Consider the following 17756-nt stretch of genomic DNA (forward strand, 5'->3'; position numbering starts at 1 on the left):
GTCAAATACGTCTGATTAGCGTATCATGTCAGCAACCGTTACCGAGAGCTTTGTTTTATGAAACCCGTTTTTTTGGACTTCGAACAACCCATCGCCGAATTAACCAATAAAATCGACGAGTTGCGATTCGTACAAGACGAATCTGCCGTTGATATTTCCGACGAGATTGCCAGACTGCAAAAGAAAAGCAGCGAGTTGACCAAGTCGATTTTCAGCAAGCTGACTCCGGCTCAAATTTCACAAGTGTCCCGTCATCCGCAACGTCCTTATACTTTGGACTACATCAACGGTATTTTTACTGATTTTGAAGAGTTGCACGGCGACCGCCATTATTCTGACGATCATGCCATTGTCGGCGGTTTGGCGCGTTTCAACGGCCAAAGCGTGATGGTTATCGGTCATCAAAAAGGCCGCGATACCAAAGAAAAAATCCGCCGTAATTTCGGTATGCCGCGTCCTGAGGGTTACCGTAAAGCACTGCGCTTGATGCAGACTGCCGAAAAATTCAATATTCCGGTCATGACCTTTGTCGATACCCCGGGTGCGTATCCTGGCATTGGCGCGGAAGAACGCGGCCAGTCTGAAGCCATCGGCCGTAATTTATACGAACTGACCCGCCTGCATGTGCCGGTATTGTGCACCATTATTGGCGAAGGCGGTTCGGGTGGTGCATTGGCAGTGGCTGTCGGCGACTACGTCAATATGCTGCAATACTCGACTTATTCGGTGATTTCTCCCGAAGGTTGTGCCTCTATTCTTTGGAAAACTGCTGAAAAGGCAGCAGATGCCGCGCAAGCATTGGGTATTACCGCCAAACGCCTGCAAGAATTGGACGTCATCGATAAAGTGATTGATGAGCCTTTGGGCGGCGCACACCGTGATTTTGAAACCACGATGAAAAACGTCAAAACCGTTTTGGAACAGCAATTAAGCGAAGCGCAAAGCATGACTATGCCTGACTTGCTTTCTCGCCGTTTTGACCGCATCATGGCTTACGGTAAATTTACCGATAAATAAGTTTGACTGCTGAAAAAGCAAGCAGATGTCGCTGCTTGCTTTTTTTGTGTTCTATTTTTGAGTCATTCACAATTTCAGGCCGTCTAAAATGTCGCAAGTATCCCCTGATTCCCTATTTAAAAGTTTTCAAGCAGCTTTTCCTGATTTGCCGAGTCATACTGTTGTTGAAGTTGGCTTGAGTGGCGGATTGGATTCTGTCGTCCTATTGCATCTTTTGCATCGGATGCGCGAATTTCGCCATTTTGATTTGCGTGCCCTCCATGTTCATCATGGTTTAAGTACCAATGCCGACAATTGGGCTAAATTTTGTCAGGATTATTGTCAGCGTCTGAATGTTGCCTTGCGGGTGTGCCGTGTCAATGTGGAAAAACAAGGAAAAGGTTTGGAAGCGGCGGCCAGGGCGGCCCGATATCAGGCATTTTCAGATGGCCTGAAGAAAATTATTGTTTTGGCACATCACCGCAATGATCAAATCGAAACATTTATGCTGTCGGCTGTGCGCGGGGGGGGATTGCGCGGTATGGCGGCCATGCCGGTATGGCGTGATTTAAATGAAGAGATTCAAATTTGGCGGCCGCTTTTGGCATTTTCCCGTCAGGAATTGGCTGAGTATGCGCAACAGTGGGGGCTGTCTTTTGTCGAAGACGAAAGTAATGAAGACTCCGGCTATTTACGCAATTGGATGAGAAATCAGGCTTTGCCGCAATGGCAGCAGCGTATTCCGAATTTTGAGCAGCAAATTTGTGCCAATGTTCGATTATTGCAGGAAGATTTGCAGCTTTTAGATGAATTGATTGAGTCTGAATACCAGCGCATCACTCCAAACGGGATATTTAGCATCAGCCTGTGGCGGCAATGTACGCCGCTTTTGCGTCGTCGGCTGCTTTGGTATTTTTTGCGAAAACAAACAGAATCATTGCCTTCTTATCACAGTATTGCCGATTTTGCCCGAGTATTGGAAACCGCAGATCAGGCGAAGTTGAATTTGCCAGACGGAAAACTGGTCGCATATCGGGACAAGCTGTTTGTTTGTCAGGAAAGTGAGTTTCAAAAACTGCCTTGGTGTAATGGCAGGGAAGTTCAAGGCCGTCTGAAAGATATTTTGCTCGAAAATGGTTTTGTTTTATTACCGTTTAAGGGAGGTTTGTCGGCAGAGGAGTTGGAGAAGCCAGCGGTACTTAGAAGTGTGGCCAAAAGTGATGTGATTCAGTCGGGACAGAGGGAAAAATCAGTCGAAAAACTATTGCAAGAGTGTCATATTGTGCCACTCGTCCGTAAATATTGGCCGATTATCCTAAGTATGGGCAACAAGTGCCTTGCTGTTGTTAATCTTCGGGTGGGAAGCGATGTTCAAATAGGGGAAGGCTATCTGCCTGTTCATGAAAAGTTGGTTAAATATATAGCAGAAAAGCAAAGAGACTAACTGTAAATTTAGTAAGTATTAGTAATTTAACTACTTGTACTAAGTGTATATATAATAAGCAATACAGCTTATGTTAGAGCATCTGCACGAATAAACTTTTGCGATTAAATGTAATCTTGTGGAACTATTTCAAAGCGATGCTGTCTTTATTGTGCACAGCACGCTTTACTATTTTTTGGTTTAAAGCAGTAAAACGATTAAAGGTTGGGTATGAACGATCGCCAAATAGATCAAGTTTTGGTGGAGCGCGCGCAGAAAGGTGACCATAAGGCATTCGAGATGCTGATGTCCAAGTATCAGCGTCGGCTAAACAGACTGATTTCCCGTTTTATTCAGGATGAGCATGAAGTGTACGATGTAACCCAAGAGGCAATGATTAGGGCTTATCGTGCGCTGGTTAATTTTCGCGGTGAGAGTGCGTTTTATACATGGCTGTACCGTATCGGTATCAATACAGCAAAGAACTTCCTGACCACTTCGGGTCGCCAGTTTTTTGTCAGCTCGGAAGCAGCCAATGAGGAGGGAGATGTTCTTGATTTAACCGATCAGATTGCGGATTACCATACGCCGGAAGCTGAAATGATGAATCGGGAAATCTTGCAGACCGTCGAAGCAAGCATTGCGCAACTGCCAGACGATATGCGTCAAGCCATTACACTTAGGGAAATGGATGGCTTGTCTTACGAAGAAATAGCTCGGGTAGTGGATTGTCCGATAGGTACTGTACGTTCGCGTATTTTCAGAGCGCGTGAACTGATTGCAAAAGATTTGCGGCCGCTGTTGGATACTTCTGAAGATCAAAGGTGGTAATAAAAATGAACGACAAAACAAATAAAGCATTGGAGTATGTGTCTGCATTGATGGACGGTGAAGCATTGACTGATGAGATGCTGGATGCCGTATTGGCAGACGAGGAAGCATTGCGCGCTTGGCATGAGTACCATATTATCGGCGACTGTATCCGTCAGGGTGCGGCGGCGAAGGTGGCTGATGAAACCATGCAAAGCAAAGCATTTACAGTGCCTCAAGCCGAAGCTGAAGGTAAACAGGAAAAATATGCTCAGCGTGAAGCGGCCAATAGCGGCTTCTTTAAATTCTTCGCGGCCGCTGCCAGTGTGTGTGCGATTGCTGTTGCAGTATGGCAATTTACACCGCAAACTTCTCGCGACGCTATGCCGGTTGCAGAGAAGTCTAATACTCAGCCTGCCCAAAATATCATTCCAGTAAGCGGTACGCCTGGTGATAAAGCGGCTTCAGAGCCTGGTGAGACTGTTGTGCCGAATGCGGCAAAAGACGGCAAACTTGAAAACCGTCCTACTGTTCGCACCGAGCAGCAAAATGAGCAGCAGACTGTTGTGCAGTAAAAAATGAAATCATGCAAAACCCTTGCTTTATTGCAAGGGTTTTTTATTTTCGTAGCAAAACCGTCAGGCCGTCTGAAAGCATAGCTTCAACGAAGTCAAAACAGTTATAATGCGCTTCATGAAACTGATTACCTCTGCTCAAAACGAACAGCTCAAACATTTATTTCGTCTGTTAACGCAAGTCAAAGCAAGGCGCGAAAGCGGTGAAACCGTATTGGAAGGCGTACATCTGCTGCAAACTTATTTGCAAAGCGGCGGTATGCCCAAACAGGTTTATCTGCCTGAAAAGAAACAGCAACATCCTGAAATTCAAGAGATTGTGGCGCAGTTGGATGAGGGATTGATTACTTGGGTCGGTAACGAGGCATTGTCTAAAATCACCAGTCTGACCGATGCCGATGATGTGATGACTTGGATTGATATTCCGAAACAGGCAGACTTGCCTTCAGACGGCGATTGTGTGGTATTGGAGCGGGTACAAGACCCCGGTAATGCAGGCACAATTTTGCGCAGCGCGGCGGCAGCAGGAGTCAGGCAAATCGTGTGCGGCAATGATTCCGTGGATATCTGGTCGCCTAAAGTGTTGCGAGCGGGGATGGGCGCGCATTTTCTGCTGTCTATTTTCAGCCGAGTGGAATTATCCGCTTGGATGGAAACGTATCAGCATCAAATTTGGGCAACTGCCTTGGGCGGTCGCAATATCGGTTTGTATGAAATGGACCTCAGTCAACCTTGTGCTTGGGTGTTTGGCAACGAGGGCAGCGGCGTGAGCGAAACGGTAAAAGAGAAAGCCGATGCCTGTGTCAAAATCCCAATGTTGGGGCAAACCGAATCATTGAATGTCGCGATGGCGGCGACGGTTTGTCTGTTTGAACAAATGCGGCAGCGTATCCATGCCCAGGCCGTCCGAAAACAATAATACGATTTTATTTTAAGGAACAAAAATGCAAATACTGACTTTTGATGAAGCGGCACGCAGCCGCTTGATGGAATTGCTGGATGCCAAATCCGAAGCCCACAACACCATGCGTTGTGATGAGGTTCAAGGTTTTATGATGGCTTTATTGAGCGGTCCGGATGCTTTGAATCCGACCAACTGGCTGCCTGAGATTTTAGGTGAAGAATCTTTGTTTGATGCCAAAGAGCGCACCGAAATCGAGCGTTTGGTCATGGCAATGGCTGCCGATATGCGCATGAAGCTAAACGAGAAAATTTTGCCTGATTTGTGGTTTTATGAAGATGAAGCCGGCAATCCGGATTTTTACACTTGGTGTAACGCCTACCTTTACGCACTGGATATTGTGCCTACCGATTGGTTTGAAGCAGTCGATCAGGAAGAGTTTGAAGATTTGTTCTATCCGATTATGGCTTTGGGCGGCATCTATGACGATGAGGAAAACGGCGAAGTCATCTTGCATCTGAATGAAAAAGAGCTGACCCAGCTGGAGTCTGATTTGCCGCATGTCCTGCTGGATATTTACTGGTATTGGCAGGCCATCATCAATAAACCGCAAACCGTACGCCGCGAAGGCGAAAAAGTGGGGCGCAACGATCCTTGCCCATGTGGCAGCGGTAAAAAGTACAAAGCCTGCTGCGGCAAATAAATAGTGAAATGAAAAGGCCGTCTGAATGCTTGAAATTCAGACGGCCTTTAATGTTTTGTCTTAGAACAACGAGGCCAACCAAACAAACAGGATGGTCATTGCAATGGTCAATGCGCAGCCGATTTTGGCCACAGTGCCGATGATAAAGCCGATAAACGTACCGATACCGACTTTGCCTGCCTGCCAAGTGTCTTTGCGTGCGATAAATTCGCCGATGGCCGCACCGGTCAACGGACCGAGCAACAAGCCGGGAATGGAGAAGAATGCGCCGACGATACCGCCGATAAACGCGCCCCAAACTGCGGTTTTGCTAGCACCGGTATATTTTGCACCCAATGCACCCGCCACATAGTCCATCGCAGTGCCGAATACGGCAACGATGGCCAAAAATGTCAGCGTACCCGAGCCAAACACTTGATAATCGCCAGCATAACCCAACAGCCATGCGCCACCAAACATCAAACCCAATCCGGGCAAGGCAGGGTAAATCGTGCCTAAAATGCCGACAACAATGGCGATCAAGCCGAGAACGATGAGAACAGCAGTCATGAGGTTCCTTTTGAATTTAAGAGTGTAATAACGGCAGTATTATGGGCACGTTTTGTTATATTTTCATGAGAGATTGTGCAATAAAATGAAAAATTATCCGGAGGCGCACCCAATTAAAATCGATGGATAAATATCTGAGTGAATTATTGTGAATCATGCTCTGAATGATTGAATAAATTTCTATTCAAATATAAAAGCAGGCCTACCAATACGGCTAAGTACACTGCAACCCAATACGCATCTGTATAACCAATAGCCTTTGCCAGCCGTAGGGCGGCGAAACCGGCCGCGTAACTACCGAGCAGGACGACGGAAAATTGCAGGCTGCTGTCGAGTGCAGCGGTGGCGCGGTCGGATTTGTCCATCACCAACGCCAGTATCACCGGCAGCAGCAGCGTGTAGCTCAGGCTAAGGGCGATGATTTGCGCGGGGGGCAGCCAAGGGTGGACGCGGGCGAGCGTATCGATGGCGGTCATGGACGCCAAAAGCGGCAGTTGCAGCGCGTAGAGCAGGAACACAAGTTTGCGGCGTGGATAATTGCGCGAAAACCAGCCCGACAGCGGAGTCACAATCAGGCAGGCAACAGGAATGCCCACCGCCAAAATTCCGCCCGTCTGTTTCGGAGTGAAGCCCAAATCCGCTAGTTTGGGCACAAAAGTCGCCGCCATAAACGCATACGGTGCGGCAACGGCAAACAGCAAAACCAGCCACCGCCAGCCTGTTTCAGGCCGCCGCCAAAAAGAAACCAGCCGTGCTGTCAACGCCGTCCAACTGCCTTGCGCAGTCGGACTTTCCGGCTCGCGGTAGTACAAGAGTTGCAGCAGCATCAGCAGGCTGAACGCCAGCATAAAGCCGGCCGCCGCCGTCTGTCCATATTCCTGATACAGCCACAACACCAGCGCGCCGCCGATCATCTTGCCGCCGCGTGCCGCCATCGTTTGAATCACGCCGCCGAAACCACGTTCGCGGTGCGGCAGGACAATGCACGACAAACCCAGCATCGCGCAGCCGTACACCGCCGACATCGCCGAGAGCAGTACGCAGCAGGTCAAAAGCAGCGCGAAGTTCTGCGTTATGTCGGTACAGGCCATCAGCCCGAACACTGCCGAAAGCCCCAGCGTCGCCGTCAGCAGCCAGCCGCGAAACCGCCCTGCCGGCCGCCGCTCCATCAGTGCGGCAAACAATACCTTCGCTGCTTCGATACTGCCGATTAAATGAATCCAGCTCAGTTGATTCAGGCTATAACCGTGATTTTTCAAAATAGCGACCAGTGCTACCAGATAAAAACCGGTTAGCGTGAATTTGTAAGTGCTGCCGCCGATAAGCAGCAGCCAGTCGCGTGAGTTTGGGGAAGTCTGATTGTCGGACATCACATGATTCTTTTGAAGATGAGGCAAATAAAGGGACAAGGCCGTCTGAATATATTGGGTGGCAATACTTGATTTGTATTTAAATAGGTTTAGTATCTTTTCAGAAGGCCTTCAACGCTTCTTCTGCGCGAAGTAGGGCGGTTGTTTCATCTGCTTCAACGATGTAGTTCACGCCCAGCGCGGGGCCGAGTTTGGACGATTGTTCGCGGAAGAACGCCAGTTGTGCCGCGTCGGGTTCGATAAGGAGCATGGCGGCGCAGCGTTCGGACAGTTGCGGCCGATGTGCCTTTATCCATTCGATGTAAGTTTTACGGTCGGCAATGCGCTGTTCGTCGCTTACCTGCCGCCGCATCGGGGTGCAGACGGTGGCGAAGCGGGAGGTTTGGTTTAACAGGGTTTCGAATTCGGTTAGCCAGTCGGCGAAGTCGGCGACGTGAGTCAGGTCGGTTAGGTAGATGGTGCCTTCGGGCAGGGTTTTGGCGGGGGTGAAGTAGTGCATGGGATTCCTTTGGGTGTTTTGGAGGAATAAACAGTAGGTCGGGCATAAATGTCCGACCTATGTTTTTTTCAGACGGCCTTCATCATTTCAGCTTCATTTAAAACTTCCATTCCGCGCTCATGCCCACGCTTCTGGGGCGTTGGTAGAGCGCGTCTTGGCGGTCGGAGCTGGAAATGAATATAGGTTGGCGGCGGTTGAACACATTGTCGGCGTAGAGCGAGACGCGGCCTTGTTTGAAGTTGTAGGCGGTGTAGAGGTTGACTTGGTTGTACGCGCCGATTTTGCCCGATTCGGCATTGTCGGTGGCGGAGTAGTAGCCGCCGTAGAAGCGCACGTCGCCGCCGGCTTCCCAGCCTTTGTCGTTCAGGTATTTCACGCCGATGTTGGCGGTGTATTTGGGCGCGCGGCCGAGTTTGTTGCCTTCGATGCCGCTGTCGGGATAGCTTTTGATTCTGGTGTTGAGCAGCCCCAGTCCGGTGGTGAGTTTCAGGCTGTCGGTCGCCTGCCAGTCGGCGGCGAGTTCCGCGCCGTAGGTATGGACTTTTTTGGCGTTGCGGATGACGACGGAATTGGTGCCGAGATAGAAGGGGAGCTGCATGTCGCGGTAGTGGTTCAGGAACAGGTTGCCAGAGAGTTGCAGGCGGCGGTCTGCGCTGCGCCAGCGGGTGTACCACTCGTAGTTGTTCACATATTCGGGTTCATAAGTGTAGGTTACGACGGGGCGGCCGAAGGTGATGCCCGCCCCGCCGGGGTTGTAGCCGCGCGCGGCTTTGATGCCGCTGACCCATTGGTCGGTGGGTTTGAAGGCGATATCGATTTTGGGCAGGAACACGGTCTGGCCTTTGTCTAAATCAAGGTGCAGTGCGCCGCTACCGCCGCTTCGTTTGTGCGTTTCTTTTTCAATGCGGGCGGCGGCCGTGATGTCCCATTTTTCGCTGGGGCTGTATGTGGTTTCGGCAAACAGGGCACGCACGTTATTGCGGTCGTCAAAGGTGTTGCGGCCGCCGACGCTGCGGATATCTACCCATTCGTCTTGTTTGCTGCGGAAGTAGTGCAGCCCGGCAAGGCCTTTCAGACGGCCTTTGTTGGAAAAATGCAGTACCGGCTCCCATTGCAGTTCGCGGCCTTTGAGTTCGGCGGGCACGCCTTGCGGGCTGACGGTCATCGGCAGGTGCAGCCGCTCGTTGTGGTAGCGGCCGTAAACCAGTTTGTTTTCCAGTTTCAGATAGTCGTTAAGTTGCCACGATACGTCCCAGATGCCCGATGTCGAGCCGGTTACGAACACGGGCTTTTCTTTTAAGAAACGGCGGCTGGCGGTGTTGCCCATGATTTCATTTTGCGGCGCGCGCGAACGGATGTGGTTCAGCGTCAGGCGGCTGTAAAAATCGGGATGGTTTTCGGGCGTGAGCAGGAGTTTGAAGCGCACGTTGGTGTTTTCCACGCGGCGCGGGTTGCCGGTCGGCTCATAGGACACGAACGGCTCGTAGCTTTCGCGCTGCTGCCGTTCCGCGCTCAAGCGGAAGGCAAGGTTGTTTTTCACAATCGGACCAGACACTACGCCGGCGATGTTGCGCGTTTTCTGGTTGCCTAAACCCAAGCGCAGCGCGCCTTCCCATTCGTCGGTCGGGTCTTTGGAACGCATCACCACCGCGCCAGCCACCGCGTTCTGCCCGCGCACATGGCTTTGCGGCCCGCGCAAGACTTCCACCTGCTGCATGTCCCACAGCGACTGCGTGCCGAAGGCGAATTCGTTGTAAGTGGCGGAGCGGCCGTCTATGGACAGGTTCAGGCGCGGTCGCGTGCCCGCGAAAAACGCCACCGCACCGACGGCAGGGCCGGAGCCGTCCACGCCGCGCACGGTCGGCAAATCGTTGCCGCTGCCCAAGTCCACCGTGTTCACAGTCTGTTTGAGCAGGTCGGTTGCGGAAAGGTTGTGGCCGCTGCGGTCGATGTTCGGCGTGGAGAAAACGCGGTTGGACGTGGCGGTTTCAAAGCCACTGCGGTTGGTGCGTTCGCCGGTTACGACGACTTCTTCCAACTGCACCTGTTCCGCATCTTGCACCGCATCGGCAGCATAAATCCATTCGGAGGCGAAAGCGGCGGCAATCAATAGGGGGAGGCGGCGGAGGGTGTGTTTCTGCATTTCCTTATCCTTTCAGACGGCATACGTCGGGGTGGATTGAACATCAGGTAATCCAATTGCTCCGTCAGTATGCAAATATTTGTGTTTACACATTTACATAAAACAAACTATTAATGTAAAGTATAAGAAATAAGAAACAGGAATGCAAGTGTTTATCATTCACTTTACTTCCCTCTTATCTTGTGAATCGTCCAAAAAAATCCCTCTCCTATTTGGGGAAGAAGGTTGGAGGAGGAAAATTATGTAATTTTCATGAATTTAGCCTGCTAAGCATCCGACAGCCTCTATCAGTAGGGCAGTGAAGGAATAAGGAAAGAGGCCGTCTGAAACGCCGCCGTATTGCCATTGCCGCCGTGGGGAAATATGATGAGTATCCGACTTGCGGATAACTTTAATGAAAAACCTTTATGAACAAAATCAAAATCTTCTTACCGTCATGACTGCCAGCAAACAACAAACCATCGCCGACACCGCTCGCCGCCTATTCCGCGAACATGGCTTTTCTGCTGTATCCGTAGGCAGTATCTGCGCCGAGGCCAGCGTCAGCCGCGTCACTTTTTACAAATATTACAGCGGTAAAAACGCACTCTTGCAGGAAATTGTTACCGAGCAGAAAAACCGCGTCCGTGCCGAATTTGAAAATCTGCTTGAACGGCAATGCAGCCTGCGCGAAGCCGCCGAGGCTGTGTTTGCCCTGCAAAGACAATCGTTTGAAGAACTCTATTCCGCCGCTTTCCTGCGCGACATCGAAGAGAACACCGATTTGGAGCTGGAGCGGTTTTTCCACGAATTGAACGAAGAAAAATACGCCTTTATGCGCGGATTCTTCCATACTCTGCAGCAACGCCGCCTGATTCAGCCTGATTTGCCGGTGGAACTTATCGACCTGTTTATCCGTCAGGCGGATATATTGATGCGCCATCCTCAACTGACCGCGCTTTATGCCGCCGCGCCGCAAAAGCTGCCGCAAGACGTATTAGGATTGCTGCTGCACGGTTTGTCAGGGAAAGAATAGATAAAAAAGAATAGAAAAATTTTAAATATGAATATTCAGACGGCCTTTCGGTAAATAGCTACCGAAAGGCCGTCTGAAAATTAAATGGAATTATAAACCGCAGGTTTTGGGTTTGTTTGCCAAAATATTGATGACTTTGCGTTCGGCTTTTTGCGGTTCGATTTTAATTTCGCTTTCGTCTTCTTCGCTGCCGTCGGAGAAACGTTCCGGCATTTTTTCGCTGTCAAATGCCAAGTCGCCGCCGTGTTTCAGGCTTTGACCGCGTTCCAAGCCGACAAAGTCGAAAAGTTCGGTATCGGCCAAATGTGACGGAACGACGTTTTGCAGGGCGGAGAACATAGATTCGATACGACCGGGGAAGCGTTTGTCCCAATCGCGCAGCATGTCGCCGATGACTTGGCGTTGCAAGTTGGGCTGCGAGCCGCAGAGGTTACATGGGATGATTGGGAATTGTTTCAGCTCGGCATATTTGATCAAGTCCTTCTCTTTGACATACGCCAGAGGACGGATGACGATGTGTTCGCCGTTGTCGCTGACCAGTTTGGGCGGCATGGCTTTGAGTTTGCCGCCGTAAAACATATTCAGGAACATGGTGGCAAGGATGTCGTCGCGGTGGTGTCCCAAGGCGATTTTGGTGCAGCCCAATTCTTTTGCGGTGCGGTAGAGGATGCCGCGGCGCAAACGGCTGCACAGCGAACAAGTCGTTTTGCCTTCGTCCAATACGCGTTTAACGGTGGAGTAGGTGTCTTCTTCAACGATTTTGTAGGGAACGCCGATGCTTTCGAGATAGGTCGGCAATACTTCTTCGGGGAAGCCCGGCTGTTTTTGGTCGAGATTAACGGCAACCAGTTCAAAATCAATCGGCGCACTGGCTTGAAGCTGGCGCAGAATATCTAAAAGGGCGTAGCTGTCTTTGCCGCCTGAGAGGCAGACCATGATTTTGTCGCCCGGCTCGATCATATTGAAATCGTTAATGGCATCGCCGACGGCGTGGCGCAGGCGTTTGCTGAGTTTGTTGTTTTCTAATTCTTGCTTGGTTTTTTTGGACATGGCTGTTTGTGCTTTGAAATAATAGAAAAATTTAAGGGCGGTATTGTACCTCAAAAGAATAAAGGCCGTCTGAAAAACTGCGCTTGTTTGATTGAAGCGGCGTTTTCAGACGGCCTGATATTTGTGTTTTATTTGATTTGAAGGGCGGTGATTTTGATTTCAACCTTCCAGTCGGGCGAAGCCAGTTTCGCTTCGATACAGGTGCGGGCCGGAGCGCGTTCAGGGGCTGTCCATGCGTCCCAGGCTTCATTCATAGCGGCGTAGTTGTTCATATCGGGCAGATAGATGGTAGCTTCTAAAATGTGGGCTTTGTCGGATTGGCATTGGGCGAGCCATGAATCGATTTGCGCCAAAACATTTTCAGTCTGCGCTTTGGCATCGGCTTCAGGATTTTCGGGAACCATGCCGGAGAGGAAAACCAAGCCGTTGGCTACGACGGCTTCCGAATAGCGTTTGCTTGTGCCAAGATAGCGGATGTCCATGTTGTCTCCTGATTTCAAAAAGAAGGTATGGTAACATTGCGACTGTTTACGTTCCACATTTAAGAGGGGCCGTCTGAAAAGGATGGCGGAAAGCAACCATGAGTAAAGCAGAATATCCGGTTACGCAGGCGGTGCGCTTTTTACGCAGTAAAAAAATCGATTTTATCCCTTATGTTTACGCGTATGAAGAACACGGCGGTACGGCGCGTTTTGCCGAATGTACGGGCAAGCCCGAGCATCAAGTCATCAAAACGATTGTCTTGCAGGATGAGCATAAAAAAGGCTTGGTTGTTTTAATGCATGGCGACAAACATATTTCCACCCGCAATCTGGCGCGTGAACTGGGCTTGAAACACATCGAGCCGGCAACGGCGGATCAGGCGGCGAAATGGACAGGCTATTTGGTCGGCGGTACGTCGCCGTTCGGTATGAAAACCGCGTTGCCGGTTTATGTGGAAGAAAGTATTTGGGCTTTGGACGAGATTTTTATCAATGGCGGTAAACGAGGGTTTATCGTAGGCATGAAGCCTGAAAACCTGAGGACGCTCAATCCGCAAGATGTTCATGTTGCAGTCGATTCATAAAGGATAGGAATACAGATGGAACAATTGAATTTATACGAAATTTTGGGCGTGTCTCAGGATGCTGATATTAACGTTATCCGCGAGGCTTACGGCAAATTGGTGGTCAATCCGGATATTCAGAAAGATGCGGAGCGGTTTAAAGCCATCGGACAGGCGTTTGAAGTATTGTCTCATCCGGAAAAACGTCTGGCTTATGATGCGGCTATGCAGTACGAGCGTCAGGAAGTCAAAGACAACAGCTTCAATAATACGGTGGTCAATCATACGGAAAACTATAATACAGGGAACAATAATACGGAGGCCAATGTGGTCAATACGTCCAAATCCGAAGTGAAAAACTATGTTTTTATCGCTTATGTGACATACGCCTTGGGTCTGTTGATTTTGTTTACGCCCTTCATCGGTGTGCTTTTGGCGTTTATTAAGCGCGATGAGGCTCAAGGTAGTATTTACGCCAGCCATATTGATTGGCTGATTAAGACATTTTGGGTGTCTTTGATTGGTCTGCTTTTAGGACGATTAACTATATTTATCTTAATTGGTTGGCTGATTTTGGCGGCAACCGGTATTTGGCTCATTTATCGCGTAGTTGTCGGACTGATTAAACTGAATGAAGATAAGCCTGTTCCTACTCAAGGATGGTTCTAAAGCATGGCATATTTATTGGCAAGTATCGTTTGCAGCGTGTTGGTTTCCGTATTGCTGAAAGTGGCGCGCAAGCAAAAAATCAATATTGAGCAGGCGGTGGCAGTGAACTATATCGTTGCCGTTACTTTGACCATGCTGGTGTTAAAACCCAATTTGAGTAATCCACAGGTATTTTTACCGACTTGGTGGCTCTTTGCGGCTTTGGGTATCTTACTGCCAACCGTGTTTGTCATTATGGGCAAGTCCGTAGATGCGGCAGGTATCGTAAAGTCGGACGCAGCGCAACGCTTATCGCTGTTTCTGCCGATTGTCGCTTCATTCACGCTTTTCCATGAGCAGTTGACCGAAGGCCGTCTGATCGGTTTGGTATTGGCATTTACGGCACTGTTTTTCTTACTTTGGAAAAGCGATGGCGGTAAGAAATCCGGCGGCTTCGGCACGCAAGTGATACTGCTTTTGGGCGTTTGGTGTGGCTATGGTGTCATTGATATTTTGTTCAAGCAAGTGGCGAAAAGCGGTACCGCGTTTGCCGGTAATTTGCTGGTGGCATTCTGTTTGGCCGGTATCTTGATGTTTGGCTACCTGTTTGCCAAAGGAAGCAAATGGACCAAAGAGGGCATAGTGGGCGGTATGATTTTAGGCTGTCTGAACTTTTTGAATATTGTTACCTACATTTCGGCACATCAAATCATGAAGGATAATCCGACCTTGGTATTTGCCGGTATGAATATTGGCGTGATTGTATTGGGTACGCTGATTGGTGCGGCAATATTTAAGGAAAAAATCAGCAGCATTAATGCAGCCGGTATCAGTATTGCTATTTGCTCGATAGCCTGTCTGTTTTATTGGCCGCAGATTCGCAGCTTGGTAGGTTAAAAATACTTATGCCGTCTGAAAATTTTCAGACGGCCTTATTTTTATTATAAAATAGCCATTCATGCGCCGATTTGGCCGTATGGGAATTATTTTGCGCTTACGGGCGTTTCTATGTTAAACAAAGAAGTTGAACTCACACAATAATATCGATAGTTACATCATGAAACATATTAAAAAACACATTCAATGCGCCGTTTTCGGCATGCTGGTATTGTCCGGTTGCCAATCGTATCAGGAAGATCAAAGCCGCCGCAGTAAAATGGCTCAATTCGCGCTGAACCATCCCGTAGCCGCCCAAGTTATCGGCATGGAAGACGAAGGCTTAATCAATATGACCAGTAATGCCACACGCTTTGCCGAGCGTACAGGTTTGGACGACAAAGCAAACGGCGACAGCAGGGGAACACAGGTCAATGCCGTACGCCAAGCATTATGGCAGGCGGCGATTGCTTCTAAATTCGACAGCATTATTGCCGAAAAAGCAGGGAATGCGCGTTTGACGGATATGGAGTTGCGAGAAGGTAAAGACGACTACTTCAGCCGTTACCTTGCCGACCAGGCAGTCGATCAACGTAACAACCGTATCGGCCGCAGTATCGGCAGCGCCAAGCCCGACAGCGATATGAAAACGCTGGCGGCAAGCATTTTGTTCTACTACAACAAAGTAGGCTTGTGGACGGCTTCTGAAGTGAACAACCGTTGGCACATTAAACAGGAAAAACTTTCAGACGGCCAGTATGCCGAGGCATTGAAAAATATCGCCAAATTGGATCAAAACGGTATGACCGAGCAGGAACGTAATAGTTATAAAACCGGTACGCTCAGCGAAATCAAACGTTCGGTCAAAGCCATACGTCAAGTCGAAGACTGATTTTAAGACTTCATTATTGAAAGGCAATTGTTATGAATTTCCCTCCGCGTTATGTCTCAAATACCCGTATGCGCCGTATGCGTAAAGACGATTTTTCACGCCGTTTGATGCGCGAGCATACTTTGACGGCAGATGATTTAATCTATCCGGTTTTTGTATTGGAAGGCCAGAATCAGGAAGAGGCAGTCCCATCCATGCCCGGCGTCAAACGCCAAAGTTTGGATAAATTGTTGTTTACCGCTGAAGAAGCGCTGAATCTCGGTATTCCTATGCTGGCTTTGTTTCCCGTGGTAACGCAAAACAAAACTGAGTTTGCGGAGGAAGCTTATAACCCTGAAGGCTTGGTACCGACAGTAGTGCGAACCCTGCGCGAGAAATTCCCAGAGCTGGGTATCATGACCGATGTTGCCTTGGATCCCTACACCATTCACGGCCAAGACGGTTTAACCGATGAAAATGGCTATGTCCTGAACGATGAAACCATTGAAGTTTTGGTAAAACAGGCTTTGTGTCATGCCGATGCAGGCGCACAAGTCATTGCTCCGTCAGACATGATGGACGGACGTATTCTTGCCATCCGCGAAGCCTTAGAAGATGCCGGACATATCCATACGCGCATTATGGCGTATTCGGCAAAATATGCTTCAGCGTTCTATGGCCCGTTCCGCGATGCTGTCGGCAGCTCCGGCAATTTGGGTAAGGCAGACAAGAAAACCTACCAAATGGATCCTGCAAACACTAATGAAGCCTTGCACGAAGTAGCATTGGATATTCAAGAGGGCGCAGACATGGTAATGGTAAAACCTGGTTTGCCGTATCTGGATGTCGTCCGCCGAGTTAAAGACGAGTTCGGCGTACCGACTTATGCTTACCAAGTTTCCGGCGAATATGCCATGCTTCAGGCAGCCATTCAAAACGGTTGGCTGGATGGCGAAAAAACCATTTTGGAAAGCCTGTTGGCATTCAAACGCGCAGGCGCCGATGGTATTTTGACTTACTACGCGATTGAAGCGGCAAAATTGTTGAAGAAGTAAAATAAAGAAATAAATTAAAAAGCGGCAAACAGTGTTTATCCTGTTTTGCCGCTTTTTTGTATTGCTCAATAGAACCTAGCTAAGGTTTATTTTTTGAAAATCTAAAAAATTTTGTATAGTAAGTTATGACCAAATAAAGGCCGTCTGAAAAAACAGTCTTCTGATTTTTCAGAAGGCCTTATATGATTTAAACTTTAGTGATGGCTGCAACCGCCGTGGGTTTCACGCAATGCTTCGGCTGCTTGTTCGTCTGCATGGTAGCTGGAGCGAACCATTGCGCCGATGGCGGCATTGGTAAAGCCCAATTCGTATGCTTCTTTTTCAAAAATTTTGAATTGGTCAGGCGTTACATAGCGCAAGACGGGCAAGTGGCCGTCTGAAGGTTGCAGATATTGGCCGATGGTAATCATCTCGATATTGTTGGCACGCATATCGCGCATGATTTCACGCACGTCCTCGTCTGTTTCGCCCAAGCCGACCATGATGCCGGACTTGGTCGGGATATGTGGCATCATTTCTTTGTAGCGGCGCAGAAGCTCGAGGGAGTGTTGGTAGTTGGCACCCGGACGGGCTTTTTTATACAGGCTCGGATGGGTTTCCAAGTTGTGGTTCATCACGTCGGGCGGTGTTTCTGCCAAGATTTCCAGTGCGATGTCCAGACGGCCGCGGAAATCAGGAACAAGGATTTCGATTTTGGTATTCGGGCTGGTTTCGCGGATGGCTTTGATGCAGTCGGCGAAGTGTTGGGCGCCGCCATCTCGCAGGTCGTCACGGTCGACGGAAGTGATCACGACATAGCGCAGGTTCATGGATTTGACGGATTCGGCCAAGTGTTTAGGCTCGTCGGGATCCAGCATATTTGGACGACCATGGCCAACGTCGCAGAACGGGCAGCGGCGGGTACAAATATCGCCCATAATCATGAATGTGGCCGTACCCTTGGTAAAGCATTCGCTGATATTCGGACAAGATGCTTCTTCGCATACGGTATGCATTTTTTGTTCGCGAAGAATGTTTTTGATTTCAAAGAATTTCTTGCCCGGTAATTTGGCGCGGATCCATTCGGGCTTTTTCAATTTTTGTTCCAATGGAACAACTTTAATCGGAATGCGTGCAGTTTTGTCTGCGCCTTTCAGTTTGATGCCGCGTTTGGGGTCGTGTTTTACTTCTTCACTCATGGTGATGTGTTCTTTCTGTCGTTATAAAGGCCGTCTGAAAAGCTTATTG

General features: G+C 49.2%; 19 protein-coding genes. 12 read left to right on the top strand and 7 right to left on the bottom strand.

Annotation, left to right across the window (positions count from 1 at the left end; all coding sequences use genetic code 11):
• Positions 1–57: 57 nt before the first annotated feature.
• The 6 genes from ACTHTY_RS02905 to ACTHTY_RS02930 all read left to right on the top strand — a co-directional run bounded on the left by ACTHTY_RS02905 (position 58) and on the right by ACTHTY_RS02930 (position 5408).
• Complete coding sequence (locus tag ACTHTY_RS02905) at positions 58–1017, top strand: acetyl-CoA carboxylase carboxyltransferase subunit alpha (RefSeq protein WP_049333774.1); 960 nt, start codon at positions 58–60, stop codon at positions 1015–1017.
• A gap of 88 nt (positions 1018–1105) precedes the next feature.
• Positions 1106–2440: a tRNA lysidine(34) synthetase TilS gene (gene tilS / locus ACTHTY_RS02910; protein WP_440366412.1), complete on the top strand. Its 1335-nt coding sequence runs from the start codon at positions 1106–1108 to the stop codon at positions 2438–2440.
• A 210-nt stretch (positions 2441–2650) separates the two neighbouring features.
• Positions 2651–3250: an RNA polymerase sigma factor RpoE gene (rpoE, locus tag ACTHTY_RS02915; protein WP_440366413.1), complete on the top strand. Its 600-nt coding sequence runs from the start codon at positions 2651–2653 to the stop codon at positions 3248–3250.
• Between the two features lie 5 nt (positions 3251–3255).
• Entirely contained in the window at positions 3256–3804 is a 549-nt protein-coding gene (locus ACTHTY_RS02920; protein ID WP_440366414.1) for a sigma-E factor negative regulatory protein, read from the top strand.
• Between the two features lie 118 nt (positions 3805–3922).
• The gene (locus ACTHTY_RS02925) at positions 3923–4723 is read left to right on the top strand and encodes a TrmH family RNA methyltransferase (protein ID WP_440366415.1); all 801 of its coding nucleotides are present in this window, start codon (positions 3923–3925) and stop codon (positions 4721–4723) included.
• A 25-nt stretch (positions 4724–4748) separates the two neighbouring features.
• Positions 4749–5408 (top strand): YecA family protein, encoded by a 660-nt coding sequence (locus ACTHTY_RS02930; protein ID WP_049348483.1) that lies wholly within the window; start codon positions 4749–4751, stop codon positions 5406–5408.
• A 60-nt stretch (positions 5409–5468) separates the two neighbouring features.
• Here the strand turns inward: ACTHTY_RS02930 and ACTHTY_RS02935 are convergent, their stop codons facing one another.
• The 4 genes from ACTHTY_RS02935 to ACTHTY_RS02950 all read right to left on the bottom strand — a co-directional run bounded on the left by ACTHTY_RS02935 (position 5469) and on the right by ACTHTY_RS02950 (position 9969).
• On the bottom strand, positions 5469–5957 hold the full coding sequence (locus tag ACTHTY_RS02935; protein ID WP_070712772.1) for a DUF456 domain-containing protein: 489 nt from the start codon (positions 5955–5957) through the stop codon (positions 5469–5471).
• A 143-nt stretch (positions 5958–6100) separates the two neighbouring features.
• Positions 6101–7327 (bottom strand): MFS transporter, encoded by a 1227-nt coding sequence (locus ACTHTY_RS02940; RefSeq protein ID WP_440366416.1) that lies wholly within the window; start codon positions 7325–7327, stop codon positions 6101–6103.
• Positions 7328–7427: 100 nt separating this feature from the next.
• On the bottom strand, positions 7428–7826 hold the full coding sequence (locus tag ACTHTY_RS02945) for an extensin (RefSeq protein ID WP_440366417.1): 399 nt from the start codon (positions 7824–7826) through the stop codon (positions 7428–7430).
• Between the two features lie 97 nt (positions 7827–7923).
• Positions 7924–9969 (bottom strand): TonB-dependent receptor, encoded by a 2046-nt coding sequence (locus ACTHTY_RS02950; RefSeq protein ID WP_440366418.1) that lies wholly within the window; start codon positions 9967–9969, stop codon positions 7924–7926.
• 394 nt (positions 9970–10363) lie between these two features.
• On the opposite strand from ACTHTY_RS02950, the gene ACTHTY_RS02955 reads away from it, so the two are divergent.
• Positions 10364–10984 (top strand): TetR/AcrR family transcriptional regulator, encoded by a 621-nt coding sequence (locus tag ACTHTY_RS02955; RefSeq protein WP_440366419.1) that lies wholly within the window; start codon positions 10364–10366, stop codon positions 10982–10984.
• Positions 10985–11074: 90 nt separating this feature from the next.
• Here ACTHTY_RS02955 and ttcA read toward each other — a convergent pair whose 3' ends face one another.
• Entirely contained in the window at positions 11075–12034 is a 960-nt protein-coding gene (gene ttcA, locus ACTHTY_RS02960; RefSeq protein ID WP_004519719.1) for a tRNA 2-thiocytidine(32) synthetase TtcA, read from the bottom strand.
• A 128-nt stretch (positions 12035–12162) separates the two neighbouring features.
• Positions 12163–12516 (bottom strand): RidA family protein, encoded by a 354-nt coding sequence (locus tag ACTHTY_RS02965; protein WP_440366420.1) that lies wholly within the window; start codon positions 12514–12516, stop codon positions 12163–12165.
• A 98-nt stretch (positions 12517–12614) separates the two neighbouring features.
• Between ACTHTY_RS02965 and ybaK the strand changes: the two genes are divergently transcribed.
• From ybaK to hemB, 5 genes are all read left to right on the top strand, one after another.
• Positions 12615–13100 (top strand): Cys-tRNA(Pro) deacylase, encoded by a 486-nt coding sequence (gene ybaK / locus ACTHTY_RS02970; RefSeq protein WP_440366421.1) that lies wholly within the window; start codon positions 12615–12617, stop codon positions 13098–13100.
• Between the two features lie 15 nt (positions 13101–13115).
• Positions 13116–13748: a DnaJ domain-containing protein gene (locus ACTHTY_RS02975; protein WP_440366422.1), complete on the top strand. Its 633-nt coding sequence runs from the start codon at positions 13116–13118 to the stop codon at positions 13746–13748.
• Between the two features lie 3 nt (positions 13749–13751).
• The gene (locus tag ACTHTY_RS02980; protein WP_440366423.1) at positions 13752–14624 is read left to right on the top strand and encodes an EamA/RhaT family transporter; all 873 of its coding nucleotides are present in this window, start codon (positions 13752–13754) and stop codon (positions 14622–14624) included.
• A gap of 160 nt (positions 14625–14784) precedes the next feature.
• Positions 14785–15495: a DUF6973 domain-containing protein gene (locus ACTHTY_RS02985; RefSeq protein WP_128582673.1), complete on the top strand. Its 711-nt coding sequence runs from the start codon at positions 14785–14787 to the stop codon at positions 15493–15495.
• 32 nt (positions 15496–15527) lie between these two features.
• Positions 15528–16529, top strand: a complete 1002-nt coding sequence (gene hemB, locus ACTHTY_RS02990; protein WP_039863499.1) for a porphobilinogen synthase — start codon at positions 15528–15530, stop codon at positions 16527–16529.
• Between the two features lie 194 nt (positions 16530–16723).
• On the opposite strand, the gene lipA is transcribed toward hemB, so the two are convergent.
• Positions 16724–17707 (bottom strand): lipoyl synthase, encoded by a 984-nt coding sequence (gene lipA, locus ACTHTY_RS02995; RefSeq protein ID WP_440366424.1) that lies wholly within the window; start codon positions 17705–17707, stop codon positions 16724–16726.
• Positions 17708–17756: the final 49 nt, after the last annotated feature.

Origin of the sequence: Neisseria sp. P0019.S002 (assembly GCF_051957155.1) — a bacterium.
Classification (GTDB): Bacteria; Pseudomonadota; Gammaproteobacteria; order Burkholderiales; family Neisseriaceae; genus Neisseria; species Neisseria perflava.